Below are 16,792 nucleotides of genomic sequence, written 5' to 3'. Positions count from 1 at the left end.
ATTAAAATCCCTGCGCACTTGCTAGTACTAATTCTTCTTCGGTGGTCTCTCTACGCAAAACATTTGCTGATAGCTTGCCGTTAGACATCACCAATATCCTGTCCGAAACCGCCATGATTTCCTTCAGATCGGTGGTGGAAAACAACACGCCTATCCCTTGCTCGGAAAGTTTAACCATCATTTCAAACACATCTGCTTTCGCCCCAACATCAATACCTCGAGTGGGCTCATCCAGCAGCAGCACTTTCGGCTCAGTGAGCAATGAACGACCGATCACTACTTTTTGTTGATTCCCGCCACTTAAAGCCTGAATTTCCACTTTCGGTGAAGAAACTTTAATCGACAATTTATCGATCGCTTCCGCAACCGCCTTGTCTTCTTCTTGCTCAGAGATAGCGAGCCCCTTTAAACGCTTCCAAAGGCTTGAAATTGTCAAGTTACTGGCCACCGAACTAACCGGGAAAATACCCGATTGTTTGCGATCTTCCGGGACCAATCCAATGCCCATTTTGACTCGGTCGGGAGTGGTGGTAGTGGCTCGAATAATTTTTCCATTTAAAGAAAAACGGCCAGCGTAAGTCGCTTTCCCAACCAAACACTCAAACAACTCGGTTCGCCCTGCCCCCATCAAGCCATAAATACCAACAATTTCCCCTTCTCGAACATAAAAGGTCACATCGTTGACCACTTTCGCTTCAGACTCATTGATATAAGTAATGCCCTCCGCCTCGAGAACTTTGACTCCAAATTCTCTATCTTCCGGAAGAAAATCGACCACCGGATCACTGCCTAACATTTGACGCACAATCCAGGGAACACTGATATCTTCAACCGCGGCTTCGGCTTGGAATTTGCCATCTCTTAAGATCGTGATGTAAGTGCCAATTTCCATCAGCTCTTCTAAACGGTGAGAAATATAAATTATCGAAACGCCTTGCGCGGTAAGGTCACGGATCACCTCAAACAGAATGTCGACTTCTTTTTTACTCAAGGCCGAAGTCGGCTCATCGAGGATCAAGATGTCCACTTCAGTTGAGAGTGCCTTCGCTATTTCAACCAGCTGCTTTTGACCCACTTTAAGGTTGGCAACTAGGTCATTCGGATTAATATCTTGTTTCAGACGTGTCATGAGTTTTGCTGCAAGCTCACATTGACTCGCATTATCGATGGGAGAAATACCCTTCTGTTTCTCACGCCCAAGAAAAATATTCTCTGCAACCGTAAGATTTTCTGAAAGGTTCAACTCTTGATGAACCATACCAATGCCATGTTCAGCCGCACCACGAGTACTATCGAAAGCGATCGGCTGATCTGCGATAAACATTTGCCCTTCGGTTTGCTTCTGTACCCCTGCGAGTATCTTCATTAAGGTGGACTTACCAGCACCATTCTCACCGATAATCACGTTCACCGCGCCACGGTATACATTGTACGAAACACGGTCTAAGGCCTTGGTGCCAGGAAATACCATCGAGATATTTTCTGCTCTCATGATGATGTCTTTATTCATCGAATTCATGCCGACTACCTCTTCATAACTTCAAGAGGAATCACTTGTGTGACACCCATATTTTTATAAGTCACGGCCGCTAATACTTCGACCGGACTCCCGGCCCAAGAGCTATCAGGACGAGCAAAATTTTGGATTGCTTTTTTATTCAGCTCTTTTGATAAACGAGCAAACTGAACTTGGTTCTTAAAGTCGTCAAAATTAATGAAACTGGTCGCATCTCTAATGGAGTTGCCACGTACGATCGGGCCAATCTGTAACACCACATGTTGGTCACCGGTCACCACCGTCATTGTCGCGGCTTTTTTACTATCATCAACCTGGTCAACCACTCCACTAATGCGAACAAACTGGCTTTTGAGGCCGCCACTATTCCCCTGTTCAAGCGGTTTAGATTTGACCTTTGCTTCTTTTAAAATGTCCCCCCAAAATTTTTCTGCGAGCACCTCTGGTGTTAAATTTTGAAGAGATGCAGCCTCTTTTGCAGTCATCGGAATAATTGGTTTGCCATTTTGGTCCAACTTAACGACATCACATCCCAATAGCGCCACACAAAACAATGGAACTAAAGAAAACTTGCTTAAATTCATCACGCTCATGTTCTAACTATCCTTTACATACCACTGGATATTGCCGAGTAGAAAAAGGAGCTAAAGCAAGCCTTAGCTCCTATTGGATTTACTTCATTGCAAAGGTATCTAAGTTTTTCGCATTGCTTTCATCGATCAATAAACAATCCATTAATTGTTTTTCATCTAAGCCTGTGCTGCCAGTTTTAATATATTTGTCGGCCTGCACCATCGCCATTTGCGCTTGGTCCCAGGCTGGTTGTAAGACCGTTGCCTTAATATTTGCGCCCGCAATAATGGAATCTCGAACATAATCACTGCCGTCAAAACCCACCACAATCACATCGCTCCGGCCAGCCGCTTTAAGCGCAGCTTCGGCACCAAGAGCCATGGTATCGTTCCCCGAAATCACACCTTTAATATTTGGGTTGGCTTGTAAAATAGACTCCATGCGATTAAACGCTTCTGGCTGGCTCCAGTTTGCAGTTTGTTGAGCCACCATTTTCATGTCGGTGTAATCGTCGATCACATCATGGTAACCCTGAGAGCGAACATGGGCGTTGGTATCAGATTCACGACCTAAGAGTTCAACGAAATTCCCCTCTCCTCCCATCAATTCCACAAACTTCTCTGCGCCAAGCTGAGCACCTTGATAGTTGTTGGATACGATTTGAGAAACCGCAATACCTGTTTTATTAATTTCACGGTCAATCAAGAAGGCTGGAACCCCGGCTTTTTTAGCTTTTTCGAGAGCCCCGATAGTCACATCAGAACCCGCATTGTCGAGGATAATGGCCTTGGCATTTCTCGCGATTGCAGTTGAAATGAGCTGGTCTTGCTTGTTGGCATCATCATCGTGAGACGCTACCAAGGTTGTGTAGCCCAGCTCTTCTGCTTTCGCTTTTGCCCCCATCGCTTCCGCCTTAAAGAAAGGGTTATCGTGGGACGGCGTAATAATTGCTATTAAACCGTTATCAGCCATAGACAAGCTAGAGAAGGTAGTCGCTAACGCTAATGCGCTGATAGTTAGTATTTTATTTATCATTATAATCACCCCTTGAATATATATTCACGTAACGTTATTTATTCAAAATCAGCTTAGTGAATGATCTAAAATCTGTCCACATCGAGATGTACAAAACCTGAGCAGCATCACAGTCATTGAATATAAATTGCTCGTAACCGCACATCAAACGGTCCAAAAATAATACTGATAACGATCCATACGCCAGCCTGTTGGAAAGGATGAAACCAAGCCTAAATAATACTAATTAACTGATTTAAAAGGATTTATATATTGGAATAAAGTTGTATCCAGATAACGAAACATGCACAAATGAACTCATGAAAATCGCACCTGAAAGTGCTAAACTGCAACGCTAGCATATATATTCACTGGTAATTTTAAATTCAAGCGAGCACGAAATATGACTTTAAGTAGCATTGAAGACATCATTGAAGATATTCGACTCGGGAAGATGGTCATCCTGATGGACGATGAAGATAGAGAAAATGAGGGTGACATATTAGTTGCTGCCGAGAACATCACTGCAGAGATGATTAATTTCATGGTGACTGAAGGTCGCGGACTACTATGTTTAACTATTACCGAACAACGCGCCCAGCAGCTTAAACTGCCCATTATGGTAAAAAATAATACCGAACAATATGGCACCAATTTTACCATTTCCATTGAAGCCGCCACTGGAATTAGCACAGGGATCTCCGCTCAAGATAGAGCTCATACCATTAAGATGGCCAGCCGTGACGCTGCGCAGCCTTCAGACATCGTCTCTCCTGGACACGTTTTTCCTATCGTCGCCAAACCTGGTGGCGTATTAATCCGTGCGGGCCATACTGAAGCGGGATGTGATTTGGCAAAACTTGCAGGTCTTGAACCATCTTGTGCCATTATCGAAGTTCTGAATCCGGATGGCAGTATGGCCCGCCGGCCGCAGCTAGAAGAATTCGCAGCAAAACATGATATCAAGTTGGGAACCATTGCTGACTTAATCAAATTTCGATTAAAAACCGAAACAGTCGTGAAGTGTATTTTAGAGCAACATCTGAATACTCAACATGGCAGATTCAAACTCATGACCTATCAAGATACCATCGATCAACAGTTACATTACGCGCTAGTAAGCGAGCACTTTCAAAGTGACCAAGCCTGCGCCCCGCTGGTGCGAGTGCATGCGCTTAATTATCCACTCGATCTATTTAAGATCGATAGCAAGAAGTGGAATATTCAAGACGCCTTGGAGCAAATCCAAAGCAGTCTCACTGGTGGCATATTGGTACTCATTGGTCGACAACTCAGTGCCCAAGCTATTTTGAATCAGCTGAATCAAGGTAGCAACAACAGTCCATATGCAAGCAGTGAAATAGGCATCGGCTCGCAAATATTGCAACATTTAGGAGTGCATAAAATGCGTTTGTTGACTTCAAGCACGGTTAAGTATGGCGCGCTCTCTGGATTTGACCTCAGCATTGAAGATACCTTTCACAAATATGAAATCAGCCAAGATTAGCCCGCAACTACCGAACAACAATATAATTTGACCACCTTTGAAGCGTTTTTTTGACAGAAATGAGCTGGGGCAGTCACTCATGCAATAGCATCTTAAGATGGCTGTCTCGATAATTTCCTCTTGACAGAAATGAGCAGGGGCAGTCACTCATGCAATCGTATCTTAAGATGGCTGTCTCGATAATTTCCTCGATAATTTTCTCATTAGCAGGGCAGAGTATTTTCAGCAATGGAGCATCATGTAGAACTGAACCCTGCGCAACATATAAAACCATTTGTTCGTGGTAACAAAATGAGCTTAAGGACACCTTGGCAGCTTTTGAGGCCAGTAATAGACGAAATACCCGAGCAGCTTCCGTAAAAACAAAAGTTCAACAAGAGATGTTGATCTTACACAGACTTCGAGAGTGTCTACTGACAGCCAAAACCGCAGCATCAGATCAAGCCAGAGCTTGCTTGTCGATTTTGGGATTGTGATTATAGTTAGGCATAAAGCCTTTGGAGAGACGATGATTGCGCTCGGCAAGGCCTACCAAGGTCGTGCCGAGGTGAATTCAATCATGGCTCATCTTGAGCCCACCGTTATTCAAAAGGAGTCAAATCAATCCCTTCTAACTGGCAAACCGCTCGAATTGTTGGATGCGCCGACAGACGTTTTAAATAGGCAGCCAAATCTTCAAAATCTAAAGGCGAGATCTTACTCGGTAATGACCATTCGGCCAACATAAACAAGAAGAAATCACATGCACTGATCTGCTCACCCAACAAGTATTGTTTACCCACTAACTGAGCATTAATCACTGCTAACGCTTCCGCGATCCGCTCATCTTGTGCCGCTACAATATTCGGAATGGCGCATGCATCGTCGGTGTGTCGGTGCGGATAGTAACGAACCATCAATTCCGCTTGAAGGGTATTATTTAAATAAGCTAACCACTGAAAAAACAAGGGGCGCAGCCTGCTCCCCAAGTCAGGAATAAGCTGGTGCTCGGGATGCTGTTCGCACAAATGTATGCAAATGGCAGTGCTTTCAAAAATTGCCCTCCCCTCATCAATCAGTGTCGGTATTCGCCCCACTGGATTTAGCTTTAGATACTCTGGCGATTTTTGAAAATTGGATTTCCGGTCAACCAGCAATAATTGATACTTGAGCTGCATATGAAACAACAAAAAATGCGGGGCTAAGCTTGCGTTATTTGGATAGTAGTAAAGTTGATACACGCTGATTTCCTATTCAATTTGTAAGCAATTCATATTGACCGATCCAAGCAAGGATTACACCTAGGCTTGATGACTTATGGCTGCATTTTTCACTAGCGCTGTATTTAAGCAAAGTTGAAAACGCTAGGTGTCGCCGCTGAAATTAATCCAGCGGTTACCCAGAGACCAGCCACAAACCCTACCGGAAGGCCCCAGCTTAAATGAGGTCGGGGTCAAAGATGTGGTATCAACGTTGACTCATCAGGAAAAACTATCAATAAGATAGTTTGAAACAATTTCTTCTATCCACTCTTTATCATCATAATTACCTCATCGAAATCGCTTAAGGTTTTGTTTAAAGAAAAGAATTTATCTTATTCCTAAGCCATTTGAGTTGTTGTTTTTCTGCCAAATCGGCTTCATTCAAGCAATGCTAAGCGGCTGCGGCAGTCTATCCATACACGATGACCCGACAGCCATCTCTTCACCACCAAAGTCTATTTTTCTAGAGGTTTTATTTATGAGTTACGCAAGCGTGAATCCTTATACTGGCGACCTAATCAAAACATTTGCTGACGCGACCGACGACGAAGTCGAGCTGGCGCTAAACAATGCCAACCAAGCTTTTTTAAAATGGCGTGAAACATCGTTTGCTCAGCGCGCAGAAATTTTACAACGCGCGGCCGATATACTAAGAGAGAACAAAACTAAATATGCCAAGATCCTAACCTTGGAAATGGGCAAACTGTTGCTTGAAGCTGAAGCCGAAGTCGAGCTATCCGCTCAGATCATGGAATACTATGTTAAACACTCAGAAACACTGCTCGCCCCAGAAACATTGCCAGTAGCAGACTCCAAAGCAACCTTACACCATGAACCACTCGGCGTACTGCTAGCGATCGAACCCTGGAATTTTCCTTTCTATCAAATTGCCCGCATTTTGGCGCCACAACTATCTGCTGGCAATACTTTACTACTCAAACATGCTTCTAATGTTCCTCAAGCCGCAGCTGCATTTGCTAAATTGATGTCTGAAGCGGGTTTACCCAATGGCGCATTCCAACAGCTATATGCCACTCGCTCTCAAGTTGAAAAAATCATTAGCAGTCCACTTGTTCGCGGCGTAGCCTTGACGGGCTCAGAAGGAGCTGGGGCAGTTGTGGCCGCTCAAGCAGGTAAAGCAATGAAGAAATCAACCCTTGAACTTGGCGGCGCTGATGCTTTTGTGGTACTGCAAGATGCAGAACTCGAAAAAACCGTGAAATGGGCTGTATTTGGCCGTCACTGGAACGGTGGTCAAGTCTGCGTATCCTCTAAACGCATGATTATTGTCAAATCTGTCTATGATGAATTTCTAAGCCTGTATAGCCAAGGGGTTGCCGCATTAAAGGCTGGCGATCCGATGGATGTGGAAACAACATTAGCGCCTTTATCATCGCAAGCCGCCGCAGATGAAGTGAAACAGAAGATCCGAGAAGCGGTGGCTTATGGTGCTACGGCAACTGAAGTCGGCCCTAAAGTCCCAGAGCAGGGAGCTTTTGTACAGCCAACTATTTTAACCAACCTTACGGCCGATAATCCGGCTTACTATTGGGAATTCTTTGGACCAGTATCAATGATTTTACCCGCTGAAGATGAAGATGATGCGGTAAATATTGCCAACGATTCGCCATTTGGTTTAGGTGGCTCAGTATTCACTGCGGATGAAAAACGTGGCGAACAAATTGCCCACCGCATTTCTACTGGAATGGTTTTCGTGAACCATCCAACCATGGTAAAAGCAGATCTCCCCTTCGGAGGAATACGCAACTCCGGTTATGGTCGCGAACTGATTGGTTTAGGGATCAAAGAGTTCGTCAACCATAAACTGGTGAATGTGGTTGATATCGACGCCCCTTTCTAGGATGAGCAGGAATTAAAAAACTGGGTGGTTACCGCCCAGTTTTATTTACAATGAATAAAATCCACTGACTTTATAAAATTAAATGCTCGCTATCACCCATAACAGACTGATGAATGCTTAAGCGGGATGATTAGAAAACACCTTTTCTAACCACATCGCGCTGAGATACTGGCCATTTTTCTTCGCATACTGATCAAACACTCCCACTTGGCTAAATCCAAATTGTTGATGCAATCCAATCGATGCTGCATTTGGTAACGCAATACCAGAAAGCGCTCGATGAACATTCTGAGTAGCCAGTTCGCTAAAAAGACGCTGGTACAATAATGATCCCACGCGTTGCCCTTTTGCCCGTTCAAGTAAATAAATGGTCACCTCGACAGTATCGTCAAATGCTTCAATCGCCCGGTATTGTTGAGAGCAAGCAAAGCCCAAAATGTCATTCTCATGGCAGGCAACATAAAGCTGATATTTTGAGTCGGCCCGAAATTGCTCAAACCATTGCTGGCGATCCTCCAGCGTGAATATGCGCTCTTCAAAACGAGCGTAACTGTTCAATATATAAAAGTTAAATATATCGGTAATTGCAGCGATATCTGACTGCCGTCCAAACCTAATTTCCACGCACAATCCTTCTCTATAAGCCAAGCTAAACAGACGCCAGCATCTTACAATGCGACAACTTAACTAGCGACTGTTTTGATGAACACATGAGCGGGCTAATAGGCTGAGCCGTCTTTGTGTAATACCGACCAGGAACCATCCTTTTCATGAATCAAAGCGAGGTCATCATCAGGATATGCAACGGCATCGTCCAGCGTTCGATCCCCCACTTCTAGATAACTCACCTCAAACGCAGTCCGATTGATGAGTTGGTGAGCGATGCCTGTATTCGCCTTAAAACCCATACAGTCTCCGGCAGACATGAGAATTTCTTTTTCACCGTAAATCAAGGTTGGAGTTCCGCAAACAATGTATATAAATTCATCCTGTTTAGAATGATGATGCTTGAGTGCAGAGATCGAATGAGGTGCTAAAGTCGTCAAATTTACACCAAAATTCATCAATCCAAAGTAGTCACCTAACTTTCTTTTACGCCGGCTCTTAACCATCGACGCAAATGGCTCAGGATAGAGTGCTTTTGCGCTATTTTCTGGTATTAATTCGACATTGATCGACTGAATATCCATCATTTAGTTGCTCCATTTGCTGCTCGAATCCAGCCAAAAGTGTACTTGCAATAGCAGCCAAGTGCACTGAATTCGGCCTAAAATGAATGAACGCCCCACTCATCCGATTAGCCAACACAGCTAAAAACGCGTATACCCACGGCCAGTCACGCAAATTTCAAAATCCATTGGTCCGTCAATAGTACCCGCCCAGAGAGCTGGCTTTTCATTCCACTCAAAATAGAAAGGCCTAACTCATTGTCAGGCCCCCAAGCAGTCGTCAAGTCGTACCCTATGACTAATTTGCAGTAACAAACACATAGCGTTTATCTAAGTAAAACTTTAGTAGGTAGCCCATCGCCAAGCCAACGATACCTCCCACATACTTGGCCCCCTCTAGATCGACGAAACACAATGCAAAAAGCAATTCGGTCCCCCAAAATAGTACGGTGGTGATAACTCCCATAAAACTATATAAGATGAACTTTTGTATATCATCACCACGACTTTCGGTTTGAAAATAAAAAATGTAAGACTTATCTAACCAATATTTAAGCAATAACCCAACAAAAGTTCCCGTAAACAACGAAATATAAAACTGCCCCGGCCCTTTATAAATCTGATCACTCAACCACTGAGTGGTCAAATTTCCCCAAGTCGCGGCGATGGCGAATAAAATATACAGAACGATTAAACGAGAACTCAAAGCGACATCCTCTTAAATAGTATTTCTGGGATGAGCCGAATAATACTCATAATAAAGAACCAGAATCCAGGTAAGTAAGCCACGGAACGTCGCCGAGTAACCGCTTTTTTAATCCCTAGCCCAACTTGATCTGCCGATGCCCATAACAACCCCTTTTTAAAGTCTGCCGTCATGGGCGTATCAACGAAGCCAGGCTTAATGGTTAACACATCAACATTGTTGCGGTATAGCCGATTACGCAAGCCCTGTACAAAAATACTCAAAGCGCCTTTCGCCGCACCATACACATAATTGGATTGACGCCCCCGATCGCCAGCAACCGAGCTAATCACGGCAATGGTGCCGGCTTGCCAAGTCACAAAGCGGTTCGCAAGTTCAGTGAGTAGCGCGGCGGTACTCGTAAAGTTTGTTTCAATGGCGGCAAGAGTTGCATCCACCGACTGGCTGCAGTCTTGTTGATTTGGGAGCGTACCATGTGCAATCAGAGCCAAATCGAAACGTTGTAACTGAACTTGAGCATCATCAAGCGCTTTGATTTGAAATGCTAAATTATTGAGATCGCCACAACAGCTATGCACTCGCGATGCGCCCAATACTTCTGCGTTAGCACACACCGTTGATAACTTTTCTGCATCTCGAGCAATCAAGTAAATTTCGGCCTTTTCGACAGCGTACAAACGAATGACCGATTGAGCAATTGCCGAGGTTGCGCCAATGACTAATATTTTCATAATTCTGTTACCCGTCTCCAAAAACTGGAGCTATGTCTAGGATCCCTCAAGGCTTCCAGTTGACGCCACTGTGGATAATAATGTTGGAAATGCTCCGCTGACATGCGTGCATCTTTCGCTGGATACACCCGCCCACCATGATTGAAGGTGATATCGTCGAGCTTTTGCATTAATTGACGCGTTTTATCGCCTTGATTAGGAAAGTCTAAGGCTAGGGTGACTCCTTCTTGAGGGAACGACAGCAATCCAGGGGAGGCGACGGCACCAAACATTTTTAATACCGCCAAAAATGAGCCTAAGCCAGAAGCAGAGATTTCCGTTAGGATCGCTTTCATCCCTGCTTTCGCATCAGCCAGAGGGATCACACACTGATATTGGTAAAATCCCTTAGGTCCGTAGATCCGATTCCATTCACCCACAGCATCCAGAGGATAGAAAAACGGTTGATAATGAGTACGTTGTTGGTGAACCTTCTCCATCTGCTTATGGTAATAAGCAAAATTGAAGGCCTTCAGACTGAGTTTATTGATCAGTGAAATTGGCGGGGTCAACGGCACCGATAAGGAAAAACGAGGCGCTGACTTGACCCCTTGCGAGGCATGATTACCACGCATGAAAATACCTCGGCCAAGTGATGCGCCACTGGCCAAACAATCTATCCAAGCCACGGTGTAGTCATACTGTTGATCAGAGTCTTCGGCCAAAGAGAAAAACTCATCAAGATTACGGCATTTCACGTTCTCTGAATCAATCATATTCGAGCCGATCGCTTTAAGCCGAAACTCCACCCAAGTAATCACTCCAGTGAGACCTAGACCACCAATCGTGGCACGAAACAATTCGCTATTTTGTTGCAATGAACAAAGCAAACGTTCACCGTTAGAACGCAGCAGTTCAAAACATTCAACATGTACCCCAAAGGTACCATCAACATGGTGATTTTTGCCGTGCACATCATTCGCAATCGCCCCGCCAACCGTGACAAATTGGGTACCGGGCGTCACCGGTAAAAACCAACCATGAGGAACAATACATGCTAAAACTTCACTCAGCAAAACCCCTGCTTCGCAAGTTAAACGCCCTTGCACTCGGTCAAATGACAGTAAACGTTTCAGCGGTCGAATGTTTAACAGACTTCCAGTGTGATTCAAACAACTGTCACCGTAACTACGGCCATTGCCATAGGGTAAAATATTGGTCTGCGCATCAACTTCCGGATATGGATTGTGATGACGCCAAAGAAAGGGAGACACATGCTGCTCAGCGTATGGCACCTGCCCCCAAGACTGAAATTCACTCATAATTTAAATCGCCATTAATATAATTGAAACTATACCCGAGCCTAAAACCAGGCTAGTTGGATCTTTGAGCGCAAACATAATCGGATCATCATGCATGTTGCCTCGGTGGGCGATCACCCATACCCGACTAATCCAATACAGCAGTACCGGACAAACCAGCCAAATTAATTGCGGATGAGTATAAAGAGCAGTAATTGTGGGGCTGTTAATATATAGCGCTAGTACCAGCACCGATAAATAACCGCTCGCCGACCCTAAGGAAGCAATCAGCGTAATGTCGTCGGTTTCATAGCCTCTTCCGCGCAACTCCTGCTTCTGGGTTCGTTTCGCAACCATGAGTTCGGTATAGCGTTTCGCAATCGCCAAACTTAAGAAGAAAAAGACCGAAAACGACAACAGCCAGAAAGACAACGCAATGCCAACTGCAAAACCACCCGCGATAATCCGAAAGGTGTACAGCATGGCCAGTGCCAGCACATCCAGCAGCACCACCCGTTTCAAGTAAAAGCTATATAACATTGTCAGTAGATAATAACCCGCTAAGACCTTGCCAAACATCGGCGGGAGCCAGCTCACAATAACCGCTGTAACCATTAACAGCAGCGGGATCATAAGCAAACCCAAAGGGATCGGCGTTTGCCCTGCGGCAAAAGGGCGTCGGCGTTTACTATGATGATGGCGGTCGTCGGTCAAATCGAGTAAATCGTTGAGTAAATATACGCTAGACGCACATAAACCACAGGCAACAAAAGCCGCTAAGGCTTTCAACCAAATATTCGGGTCGGCAAACTGATGAGCAAAAAATAAAGGAACCATAACCAAACTGTTCTTTGCCCATTGATGCAAACGCATCGCTCGAATAGCACCACGCCAAACCCCTCGTTCTGGCAAAAAAACCCGATCGATTGGGGCTAAAACACCAGCTTTTTTAAGCACCCCTTGCTTCGCATTCACCACTAATGCACGACGCGCAGATCCCCATATCGACAAATCACTCTCGGAATTTCCGGCGTAATCATAACGCCCGGCACCATAAAGTTTATCGAGCAATACACGTTTGTTATTACCCACTAAATTTAGATGCAAGCTACTGCCAAAGGTGCTATCAAAACACCCTAAATGCTCTGAGACCTGAGTGGCTAAACCAAAATCCGACCCCGTTGCTAGGATCAATTTGCGCCCTAAGTTTTGTTGTTCCTTGAGATAATCTAACAATTCTAGGTGGTAGGGCATCACGGTCACATCCAACTCAACCCAGTTAGCCAACTGATGTTTAAAATAGGCCTTCCCCCGAATTACCCACCAAAATAAACGTAAAACTTGCAGTGGATGGCGGCGTAAAAATGCCATCAAAGATTCAAATAACAAATCAGTTTTTAACAGCGTTCCATCGAGATCGACCACCAAAGGACAAACACTCATCGTTGGATTTCCTTGTTGCTTATACCGCGATTCATTCTCAACATTTCCTTATTTCTTGTATGCTTACCGATGTTTAAAAGACGTCGGTAAGCAAATTAGAACTATCGAGGCTTAACTTTCTTCGCTCGCGTCCAAGGCCGCGAGAGCTTCTTGCTCGCTGGCGAATGTCGTCCCGAGCGATTCGATATACCAAGTCTCAAAGCCTGCTTGTTGTGGTTCTAAATCCACGAATTCAGTTTCCCAGCGTTGTTCTGTTGGCAGGTAATAGTGAATAATCACTTGATGAAGTTCTTCTAAGGTGAGTAAAGGCTTACTCTTATTCGCAGCAAACAAAGTAAACTGGTACACCCCGTCATCCACCAGCGTCATACTTAAGTTACCGCTGTCTGCCGCCGTAACCAGCTCAATCTCTTGAGCGATGGCGACTGAAGCATCGCCGCCAATATTGCTGCTTGGGCCCCAACTTTCATCAGCCAACTTAAACTGATAAGTCCCTTTGCTGAGATATACGACCAACGAATATCGTTTGGCCCCGCTGTACCCCATCGGTAAAGAAGTGCTCCAGCCATTCATCGAACCCCGTAAATATAGGGTTTTGGCATAAGGACCGAGATCAACCTTGCCGTGAGTATCTTCATAAACCAGTAAGCTAGGATGCTCGAGATCCTTAGCATCTAAACTAAAGATGTAGCTGCCTGGATGTTCCACCGCAATAGTTAAGTCATCCGACTCGCCAGTACTGACAGCGACTTTCTGATCAACTTTAATATTTTTATTGTCTGATACGGCTATGCCATCCATTTTTAGTGCATAAGTCCCCGCTTGCTCAATACGAACTTTCAACTGATATTTATTTTTATCAAGATAAGCAAAACGTAAATCGCCTTTAATTTTCCAATGTTTCGGTAGGTATTCTAAGGCCACAGGTTTCGCCAAAGGCCCAGGTACTGGCTGCAAATGATGAAAGCGATACACCAGCCCTTGCTCATCAGACATGGTGAACAAACGAAACTCAAAGAGCTCATCACGAACAAAGATGTCGTTAAGATTTGCTGGGTTATCACTCTGCACTAAACCAAGTTTTCCATACGCCCCTCCCAAATTGAACGCCGTCCAATTAGCGTCAGAAAACTTGAATTCACTGCCTCCCATTTTAACCAGTCTAGTGGCTGCATAGGAGCCGTCGGCTTGCTTAATCATTTGGTCAACGGCCGCCCATCCGTTCATCGAACCTCGCAAGAAAAAAGGTTGTTCAAGCGGGTCGACCATATGTGTCAAGGTCGGGGGTAAGGCTTGATCAACCGCATGCTCTTGTTTAGTCAACTGTTGCAGATTATTCACAAAAATATCGGATTTAAGACCGCCATCTTTGAGTTGGTGGCTTCCTTGTACTAAATGAGAGCGCTCAACCAAAAACGGTCGGTCATACTGATAGCGCCCGGTTTTGACATCGAAAGACTCAAACACCACAAATTGTGCCGCATCATTATCGCCCCACGGTAGTTGGATCTGGTTCTGTTCCACCGCAAGTGGTCCGCGAAATGCCCCTTGGTCGCTAATCGCAAATGCCTGAGTGCGACGATTGCCATTTTGGTAGTGCAAGGAGATTTCGTCAGGGATCCGTCGATCAACCACTAAATCAATCGACTGACTGAGTTGCAGACCCTGGGTATTCACCAAAGTAGCGGTCAACTCGACTTGAGTCCCATCGTCAATGCCAGTAGGCGTCCAAAAAATCCTGTAAGGTGCTGACCAATCAGCTCCTAATTGAATTTCTTCTGTGCTCCCTTTTTCGTGATATGAAAACTCAATTTTAGCCAAATCAACTGCCGCTGGTTTCAATCCGTCAACCGTCACCTCTATACGACTGCGGGCACTAATCACATCCCCTCTATTGACCCCAGTAAATGAGAGTGCCGCCTCTGATAAATCCACCGCTTCGAGAGCAGTCTGCGACTTCCAGATAGCAAAACTAAGTGGAGCCAAACTTACTTCAACTTGATTATTTTGTTGCCGCGTTAGCTCTGCGGGATCCTCTTGATAGACTAACCGATAGCTCTGGCCCGTCGCATCCAAGCTCACTTGCTTAGCTTGATTGGCGGTATTAAAGACCACTAAATAATCCAAGCCTTCTTCAGGGATCACCCGTGAAAAGGCATATATGCCAGCACTTTCATCGTTATCGTCATAATAGCGCTCGAACTGCTTGCCTCGGCGTAACGCGGTCTCTGACTTAAATACATCAATGTATTTTTTCAGACTTAAGTACAAAGGATGCTGTCGATCGAAATTGGCTTCTGCAGTCGTGGCATCTGTGGCCAACAGATCGTTGTCATTAAAAGACTCGGTTTGACTGGCCAACATATCTTCGCGCGCATCCCGATCCTCTCCGTCACCGACAAAACCCTGTTCATCTCCGTAATAAATCACAGGAACACCACGCGCGAAAAACATGAAAGCATGGGCCAACTTAAAACGTTTAATCAATTCGGCTTCAGAAGCTTCAGGTAAGTCCTTACGCAGGAAATAAGCAAACCGGCCCATATCATGGTTACCGACAAAATTGACTAGGGTGCCTGCACTCGATTTAGCACCAATATAATAATCGTCAGAAGAAAATAGATAATGCATCGCTTCGTTCGCTTGACCATTCGAAATAACGGAACGAACCACACCTTGAAAACTAAAATCGAATACCGAAGGCAAATTACCGACGGTCATGTACTCGCTGCGATTTTCGACGCTGTAATCGTAAACTTCCCCGAACATAAAAAAGTTTGGCTTTCCCTTTTGCTTCGCGTAATCCAAAATTTGCGGCGCCCACTCACGCCAAAAGCCAATATTGACATTGCGCACCGTATCGATACGAAAGCCATCGATCCCAGCATCAATCCAGTGCTTAAATAATTCCACCATGCCCTTGACGACCCGCGGGTCTTCGGTATTAAGGTCATCCATCCCTTCAAAATCACCATTCAAGGCATCTTCACCGGCAAAAGTCGTATCACCTTGATTGTGATAAACACTGATATCGTTCAACCAAGTGGGTTTTTTAATATTGGCAAAAGCTTCTGGCACAAAAGGGGTATAGGGTGATGTTTGACTTTCTTCGAGAGAGCGATAAGGACAAACCGTTTGCTTCGTCAAGAATTGACCTTGAGCATTATGACACTCTCGAAACTTGATGATGTCAGCGGTGTGATTGGTAATAACATCAAATAGTACTTTGATCCCTCGGCGATGCGCTTCATCAACAAAGTGCTGAAGATCTTGATTGCTCCCAAAGTGTGGATCGATCTGGGTAAAGTCAATGGTCCAATAACCATGATAAGCGGCAGACTCTGTGCCATCGGGCCCCACCTGTAAAGGCAGATTTTTAAGCACTGGCGACATCCAGATCGCGGTAATGCCTAACTGTTGAATATAATCGAGTTTTTGTTGTAAGCCCTTTAGATCTCCACCATGGTAATAACCGGTGTCGGACGGATTAAAGCTATGTTGGTAAATTGTCCCCTCGAGACCTCCGAGATCATTATCTTGGTCGCCGTTATAAAATCGATCGGGAAGTACAAAGTAGACCACTTCATCTTCCATTTTTCGTTCATTCATATTTCGCGGATCATAAACGTCCGCATTGGCGCGACATAACACCAATAGCGTGAATAACATCAAACCGTTCAGGCATAACCTTCGCCGAGCATCAATTTGCATAAATGTTGTCCTTATTAACTAAACGTATTCCATTCGGCCG

The 16,792-nt window shown here is 44.8% G+C and carries 13 protein-coding genes; 2 read left to right on the top strand and 11 right to left on the bottom strand.

What is annotated here, in order from left to right; genetic code table 11:
- Position 1: 1 nt before the first annotated feature.
- From ACRRS0_RS01090 to ACRRS0_RS01080, 3 genes are all read right to left on the bottom strand, one after another.
- A complete protein-coding gene (locus ACRRS0_RS01090; protein WP_432455048.1) occupies positions 2-1,519 on the bottom strand; it encodes a sugar ABC transporter ATP-binding protein in 1,518 nt (505 codons plus the stop codon).
- A 5-nt stretch (positions 1,520-1,524) separates the two neighbouring features.
- The gene (locus tag ACRRS0_RS01085) at positions 1,525-2,109 is read right to left on the bottom strand and encodes a DUF2291 family protein (RefSeq protein WP_432455049.1); all 585 of its coding nucleotides are present in this window, start codon (positions 2,107-2,109) and stop codon (positions 1,525-1,527) included.
- Positions 2,110-2,188: 79 nt separating this feature from the next.
- A complete protein-coding gene (locus ACRRS0_RS01080; protein ID WP_432455050.1) occupies positions 2,189-3,124 on the bottom strand; it encodes a D-ribose ABC transporter substrate-binding protein in 936 nt (311 codons plus the stop codon).
- Between the two features lie 382 nt (positions 3,125-3,506).
- Here ACRRS0_RS01080 and ribB point away from each other — a divergent pair, with 382 nt between their 5' ends.
- The gene (gene ribB, locus ACRRS0_RS01075; RefSeq protein WP_432455051.1) at positions 3,507-4,610 is read left to right on the top strand and encodes a 3,4-dihydroxy-2-butanone-4-phosphate synthase; all 1,104 of its coding nucleotides are present in this window, start codon (positions 3,507-3,509) and stop codon (positions 4,608-4,610) included.
- Between the two features lie 581 nt (positions 4,611-5,191).
- Here the strand turns inward: ribB and ACRRS0_RS01070 are convergent.
- Positions 5,192-5,830 carry a glutathione S-transferase family protein gene (locus tag ACRRS0_RS01070; protein ID WP_432455052.1) on the bottom strand — a complete coding sequence of 213 codons (639 nt, stop codon included), beginning with the start codon at positions 5,828-5,830 and terminating at the stop codon, positions 5,192-5,194.
- 499 nt (positions 5,831-6,329) lie between these two features.
- Here ACRRS0_RS01070 and ACRRS0_RS01065 point away from each other — a divergent pair, with 499 nt between their 5' ends.
- Entirely contained in the window at positions 6,330-7,712 is a 1,383-nt protein-coding gene (locus ACRRS0_RS01065; RefSeq protein WP_432455053.1) for an NAD-dependent succinate-semialdehyde dehydrogenase, read from the top strand.
- 117 nt (positions 7,713-7,829) lie between these two features.
- Here the strand turns inward: ACRRS0_RS01065 and ACRRS0_RS01060 are convergent, their stop codons facing one another.
- From ACRRS0_RS01060 to ACRRS0_RS01030, 7 genes are all read right to left on the bottom strand, one after another.
- A complete protein-coding gene (locus ACRRS0_RS01060) occupies positions 7,830-8,336 on the bottom strand; it encodes a GNAT family N-acetyltransferase (RefSeq protein WP_432455054.1) in 507 nt (168 codons plus the stop codon).
- A 95-nt stretch (positions 8,337-8,431) separates the two neighbouring features.
- Positions 8,432-8,905, bottom strand: coding sequence for a cupin domain-containing protein (locus tag ACRRS0_RS01055; protein WP_432455055.1), 474 nt, complete (start codon positions 8,903-8,905; stop codon positions 8,432-8,434).
- A 274-nt stretch (positions 8,906-9,179) separates the two neighbouring features.
- A complete protein-coding gene (locus ACRRS0_RS01050; RefSeq protein ID WP_432455056.1) occupies positions 9,180-9,587 on the bottom strand; it encodes a GtrA family protein in 408 nt (135 codons plus the stop codon).
- The gene (locus ACRRS0_RS01045; RefSeq protein WP_432455057.1) at positions 9,584-10,318 is read right to left on the bottom strand and encodes an SDR family oxidoreductase; all 735 of its coding nucleotides are present in this window, start codon (positions 10,316-10,318) and stop codon (positions 9,584-9,586) included. Before ACRRS0_RS01045 ends, ACRRS0_RS01050 begins: the two co-directional genes overlap by 4 nt.
- Positions 10,315-11,619, bottom strand: a complete 1,305-nt coding sequence (locus ACRRS0_RS01040; protein ID WP_432455058.1) for an FAD-binding protein — start codon at positions 11,617-11,619, stop codon at positions 10,315-10,317. The genes ACRRS0_RS01045 and ACRRS0_RS01040 overlap by 4 nt, the downstream gene beginning before the upstream one ends.
- Positions 11,620-11,622: 3 nt before the next feature.
- Positions 11,623-13,041: a UbiA family prenyltransferase gene (locus ACRRS0_RS01035; protein WP_432455059.1), complete on the bottom strand. Its 1,419-nt coding sequence runs from the start codon at positions 13,039-13,041 to the stop codon at positions 11,623-11,625.
- Between the two features lie 111 nt (positions 13,042-13,152).
- Positions 13,153-16,752, bottom strand: coding sequence for an alpha-amylase family glycosyl hydrolase (locus tag ACRRS0_RS01030; protein WP_432455060.1), 3,600 nt, complete (start codon positions 16,750-16,752; stop codon positions 13,153-13,155).
- Positions 16,753-16,792 lie beyond the last annotated feature (40 nt).

The organism is Agarivorans sp. QJM3NY_29 (genome assembly GCF_050870835.2).
In the GTDB taxonomy this organism is placed as follows: domain Bacteria; phylum Pseudomonadota; class Gammaproteobacteria; order Enterobacterales; family Celerinatantimonadaceae; genus Agarivorans.
Note: the sequence above shows the minus strand (reverse complement) of the source record. Positions and strands in the feature narration are given on the sequence as shown.

What these genes read in the sequence shown, in the direction of transcription:
- ACRRS0_RS01040 (WP_432455058.1), bottom strand. Translation starts at nt 11,619, where the DNA reads ATGAGTGAATTTCAGTCTTGGGGGCAGGTGCCATACGCTGAGCAGCAT.
- ACRRS0_RS01085 (WP_432455049.1), bottom strand. Translation starts at nt 2,109, where the DNA reads ATGAGCGTGATGAATTTAAGCAAGTTTTCTTTAGTTCCATTGTTTTGT.
- ACRRS0_RS01080 (WP_432455050.1), bottom strand. Translation starts at nt 3,124, where the DNA reads ATGATAAATAAAATACTAACTATCAGCGCATTAGCGTTAGCGACTACC.
- ACRRS0_RS01055 (WP_432455055.1), bottom strand. Translation starts at nt 8,905, where the DNA reads ATGATGGATATTCAGTCGATCAATGTCGAATTAATACCAGAAAATAGC.
- ACRRS0_RS01065 (WP_432455053.1), top strand. Translation starts at nt 6,330, where the DNA reads ATGAGTTACGCAAGCGTGAATCCTTATACTGGCGACCTAATCAAAACA.
- ribB (WP_432455051.1), top strand. Translation starts at nt 3,507, where the DNA reads ATGACTTTAAGTAGCATTGAAGACATCATTGAAGATATTCGACTCGGG.
- ACRRS0_RS01035 (WP_432455059.1), bottom strand. Translation starts at nt 13,041, where the DNA reads ATGAGTGTTTGTCCTTTGGTGGTCGATCTCGATGGAACGCTGTTAAAA.
- ACRRS0_RS01030 (WP_432455060.1), bottom strand. Translation starts at nt 16,752, where the DNA reads ATGCAAATTGATGCTCGGCGAAGGTTATGCCTGAACGGTTTGATGTTA.
- ACRRS0_RS01090 (WP_432455048.1), bottom strand. Translation starts at nt 1,519, where the DNA reads ATGAATTCGATGAATAAAGACATCATCATGAGAGCAGAAAATATCTCG.
- ACRRS0_RS01045 (WP_432455057.1), bottom strand. Translation starts at nt 10,318, where the DNA reads ATGAAAATATTAGTCATTGGCGCAACCTCGGCAATTGCTCAATCGGTC.